Consider the following 5,407-nt stretch of genomic DNA (forward strand, 5'->3'; position numbering starts at 1 on the left):
GCCCGCCGGGACGATGGCGGGCGGCGCGGAGCCGGTGGCGGTGCTGTGCGCGTTGTTCGCGGAGGTGCTGCAGGTGGCCGAGGCCGCGCCCGACGACGACTTCTTCCACCTCGGCGGTGACAGCATCGTCGCCATCCAGCTGGTGAACCTCGCCAGGCGCCGCGCGCTGCCCCTGTCACCGCAGGACGTGTTCGTGCACAGGACCCCGGCCGCCCTGGCCCTGGCCGCCGCGCCGGAGAACCCCGAGCCCGCCGTACCCCAGCCCGCCGTACCCCAGCCCGCCGTACCCGAGCCCGCCGGGTCCGACGGCGTCGGTGAGGTCATGCTGACGCCGATCGTGCACCGGCTGGCCGAGTTGGGCGGCGGCATCTCCCGGCTCAACCAGGCCGAGCTGTTCCGTACCCCGCCCGGCATGACGCACGAGCAGGTCGCCGGGCTGATCCGCGCGCTGACCGACCGGCACGACGCGCTCCGGCTGAGGCTCAGCAGGCCCTCGCCGCTGTTGTGGTCGCTGGAGGCGCGTCCGGCGGGTGAGCCGCCGGAGCCCGGCGTGCTGGCGGTCGACGCGAGCGGGCACGACGAGGACGGCCTGCACGCGCTCGTCGCCGCCGAGTCCGACGCCGCCGCCGGGCGGCTGGACCCCGACGCCGGCCGGATCGTCGAGGCGGTCTGGTTCGACCGGGGGCCGGACCGGCAGGGCAGGCTGCTGATCGTCGTCCACCACCTGGCGGTCGACGGGGTGTCCTGGCGCATCCTCGCCGACGACCTGCGGCAGGCGTGGGACGCCGTCGCCGCGGGGGAGCGGCCCGTGCTCGACCCGGCCGGCACCTCCCTGCGCGCCCACGCGCGGGCGCTGAACGAGAACGCCTCCCAGGCGGCCAGGCTGGCCGAGTTCGAGCACTGGGCGGACACGCTGCGGCCGGGCGGCGAACTGGACCCCGCGACCCCCGCCACCGGGCTGACCGTGGGGGCCACCCGCGACCACGTGCTGCGCCTGCACTCCGACGTGACGAAGCCCCTGCTCACCACCGTCCCGGCCGGGCAGGGAGGAGACGTCACCGAGACGCTCGTCGCGGCGCTGCACACCGCGGTCGCCCGCTGGCGCTCCGCCTCCGGCCGGGACGCGGACGCGCCGCTCCTGCTCGACCTGGAACGGCACGGCCGCGCGGGCGACGCGGGACTGTCCAGGACGGTCGGCTGGTTCACCGCCATCGCCCCCGTACGCCTGCCGGGCGGCCGGGCCACGCCCGGCGAGGTGCGCGAGGCCCTGCGGGCGGTCCCCGGCGGCGGGCTCGGGTTCGGGCTGCTGCGGTACTGCAACCCGCGGACCTCCGCCGCGCTCGCCCGGCTCGGCACGCCCCAGCTGCTGTTCAACTACCTCGGCAGGTTCCCCGCCGGAGGGAGGCACGACTGGGACACCGCGCCGGAGACGGCGGCGCTGCGCGTGGCGCCCGACCCGGACCTGGGGACGCCGTACCTGCTGGAGATCAACGTCGCCTGCCACGACACCCCGGACGGCCCCGAGCTGCACGCGGTGTTCACGTACGCCGAGGGCGGGCTGGGCGCCGACGACGCGCGCCTGATCGCCGACGCCTGGGGTGCGGCGCTGCGCGACGACGCCGCGCGCCTGATCGCCGGCGGCGGGGGTGCGGCGCCGCGCGAGCCGAGCTCCGCGCCCGGGACGTGGGCGCTGTCGCCGCTGCAGGAGGGGCTGTTCTTCCAGGCGCGCTACGCCGGCGACGCCGACGTGTACGTGGCGCAGAACGCCTTCGACTTCGCCGCCCCCCTCGACCTGCCGGCGCTGCGCCTGGCGTACGCGGCCCTCCTCGACCGCCACCCCGCGCTGCGCCTCGGCTTCGCCGCCGGCGACGGGCACCGGCCGGTGGCGGTGGCCGGCACGGGCCTCGACGCCACCGTCGGCGTGATCGACCTGTCAGGGGACGACTCCAGGCTGCCCGGGGTGATGGAGGAGGACCGGCGGCGGCCCTTCGACCCGGCCCGCCCGCCGCTGTGCCGCCTGACCGTCGTGCACCTGCCCGGCGGGCGCGACCGCCTGCTCCTCACCTACCACCTGTTGCTGTGGGACGGCTGGTCACGCGAGCTGGTGCTGCGCGAGCTGTTCGCCCTGTACGATTCGCGCGGCGAACGCGGCGCCCTCCCCACGGGCGGCGCGACGTTCACCGACCACCTGGCGTGGCTGGCCCGCCAGGACGCCGGAGCGGCGGGCCGCGCGTGGGCGCGGGCGCTTGACGGGGTGGAGCCCACCGTGCTGTACCCCGCGGCGGCGGGCACCGCGCCCGTGCCGGCGACCAGCCTGTCGGCGCGGCTGACGGAGGAACAGACCCGGCAGGTCACCGGGCAGGCCCGCCGCCGCGGCGTGACGCTCAACGCGATGCTCACCACCGCGCTCGGCATGGTGCTGGCGCACGCGTCGGGCCGCGGCGACGCCGTGTTCGGCACGACGGTCGCCGGGCGGCCGACCGAGCTGGACGGCATCGAGTCGGCGATCGGCGTGTTCCTCAACACCGTGCCCGCCGTGGTCCGGTTCGCCCCCGGCGAGAGCACGCTGGACGTCATGAGGCGGGTCCAGGCCGAGCGCGCCGGGCTGATGCCGTACGAGTTCCTGGGCCTCGGGGACATCCAGCGCGCCGCGGGCCACGACACCCTGTTCGACAGCCTGTACGTGCTGCAGAACTTCCTCGACGACGACACCTTCACCGACCTGGAGGAGGCGTACGGCATCGTCGGCGTGTCCAGCGTGGACGCCACGCACTACCCGCTCACGTGGGTGGTCACCCCCGGCGCGCGGCTCACCCTGCGGCTGGAGTACCGGGGTGACGTGGTCGCGCCGGAGCGGGCGCGGGCCCTGCTGGCCCGGTTGGAGCACGTGCTGCTCCGCCTCGCCGCCGATCCGGAGGCGAGCGTGGCCGACGTGCCGCTGCTCCTGCCGGGGGAGAGCCCGGCGATGGACGGAATCACCGGGCCCGCCGGCGACGACACGATCGCCGACCTGCTCGCGGCCCAGGCCGGCCGGACCCCCGGCAGGTCCGCGCTCACCTTCCAGGACCGCACGGTGACCTACGCCGAGCTGGACGCGCGAGTGAACCAGATCGCGCGGTCGCTGCTGGCCGGGGGAGCCGCGCCGGAGCGGATCGTCGCGCTGGCGGTGCCCCGCTCCATCGACATGGTGGCCGCGTTGTTCGCCGTGCTCCGCACCGGCGCGGCGTACCTGCCGCTCGAACTCGACCATCCCGACGAGCGGCTGCTGGCGATGCTGGCCGACGCCGGGCCCGTCCTGCTGGTCACCACGCGGGCGGTGGAGCCGCGGCTCGCCTCCCACCCCGTGGCCAGGCTGCTGCTGGACGACGTGCCGGGCGACGCCGGGCCGGTCAGGGTCCCCCGCCGGGCGGGGCGGCTGGAGCATCCCGCGTACGTCATCTACACCTCCGGCTCCACCGGGCGGCCCAAGGGGGTGGTCACGCCGTACCGCGGGCTGACGAACATGCAGCTCAACCACCGCGAGGCGATCTTCACGCCGACAGTGGAGGCGGCCGGCGGCCGGATCCTCACCATCGCGCACACCGTCTCCTTCTCCTTCGACATGTCGTGGGAGGAGCTGCTGTGGCTGGTCGAGGGCCACCACGTGCACATCTGCGACGAGGAGCTGCGCAGGGACGCCACGGCGCTGGTGGCCTACTGCCACCGCCACCGCGTGGACGTGGTGAACGTGACGCCCACGTACGCCCGGCACCTGCTCGACGAGGGCCTGCTCGACGGGCCGCACCGCCCGCCCCTGGTGCTGCTCGGCGGCGAGGCGGTGCCGCAGTCGCTCTGGTCGGACCTGCGCGAGGCCGAGGGCGTGCACGGCTACAACCTGTACGGGCCGACCGAGTACACGATCAACACGCTCGGCGCGGGCACCGGCGACAGCGCCACCACCACGGTCGGGCGGCCGATCAGGAACACCCGCTGCTACGTGCTCGACGCCTTCCTCCGCCCGGCTCCCGTCGGGGAACTCTACATCGCCGGCGCGGGGCTGGCCCGCGGTTACCTCGGCCGTCCTGGGCTGAGCGCCGGGAGGTTCGTCGCCGACCCGTACGTGCCCGGCGGGCGGATGTACCGGACCGGCGACCTGGTCCGGGTCCGCGGCGACGGCAACCTCGACTTCCTGGGGCGTACCGACGACCAGGTCAAGATCCGCGGTCACCGGGTGGAGCCCGGCGAGGTCGAGGCCGCCGTCACCGCGCAGACCGGCGTGCGGCGCAGTGCCGTGCTGGCCGTGCCCGACCAGGCGGGCGGCGGGCGGCTGGTGGCCTACCTCGTGCCCGACCGGCCCGGGGACGCCGACGCGCTGGCCGCCGAGGTGCACCGAGGGCTGAAGGCCGTGCTGCCCGGTCACCTGGTGCCGTCGGCGTACGCGGTCGTGGACGCGCTGCCGCTCACCGTCAACGGCAAGCTGGACACCGCCGCGCTGCCCCCGCCCCGCGCGCTCGCCTCCCACTCCCGGCCGCCCGCGAACGAGCGCGAACGGCTGCTGTGCGCGCTGTTCGGCCAGGCGCTCGGCGACGGCGGGGAGGTGGGGCCCGAGGACGACTTCTTCGACAGGGGCGGGCACTCGCTGCTGGCCATCCGGCTGCTCGGCCTGGTCCGCGCCGCCACGGACGCCGACCTGACGCTGCGCGACCTGTTCGACGCGCGTACCCCCGCCGGGCTCGCCGGTCGCCTCGCGGCGGCGGACGGGCCCGCGCGGCCGCCGCTCGTCCCCCGCCCGCGCCCCGAGCGCGTGCCGCTCTCACCCGCGCAGGAACGCCTCTGGCTGCTCCAGCGGCTCCACCCGGCCTCGACCGCCTACACCTACCCGCTGGTCGTCCGGCTGCGTGGCCACGTCGACGCCGGCGCCCTGAGGGAGGCGCTCGGCGACGTGGCGGCGCGGCACGAGATTTTGCGCACGGTCATCGACGAGGGGCCCTCCCAGCGGGTGCTCGCCGGACCCGGCGCCGACCTGACCGTCGTGCGCTGCCCCTCCGCCGGGCCCGCGCTCGCCGGAGCCCTCGCCCGGCCCTTCGACCTGGCCGTCGAAGCGCCGCTGCGGGCCACCCTGATCGAGGAGCAGGAGACCGGCGACACGGTGCTGGCCCTGGTGCTGCACCACATCGCGATGGACGAGTGGTCCGACGGGCCGCTGCTGCGCGACCTCGACGCCGCCTACGCCGCCCGGCTGGCGGGCCACGCCCCCGAGTGGGAGCCGCTGCCGGTGCAGTACGCCGACTACGCGCTCTGGCTGCGCTCCCATGAGCAGCCCGACGGGCAGCCCGACCGGCGGCCCGACGACGACCGCGCCTACTGGGAACGGCGGCTGCGCGGCCTGCCCGCCGAGATCCCCCTGCCCGCGGACCTGCCCCTGCCC

Annotated in this window: 1 protein-coding gene; it reads left to right on the forward strand. The window is 76.3% G+C overall.

All coding sequences use genetic code 11. The features are described 5' to 3' along the window. Positions 1–5,407 (forward strand): non-ribosomal peptide synthetase (locus E1295_RS46780; protein ID WP_132641657.1); only part of this gene is annotated, 5,407 nt, incomplete at both ends.

Origin of the sequence: Nonomuraea mesophila (assembly GCF_004352805.1) — a bacterium.
In the GTDB taxonomy this organism is placed as follows: domain Bacteria; phylum Actinomycetota; class Actinomycetes; order Streptosporangiales; family Streptosporangiaceae; genus Nonomuraea; species Nonomuraea longispora.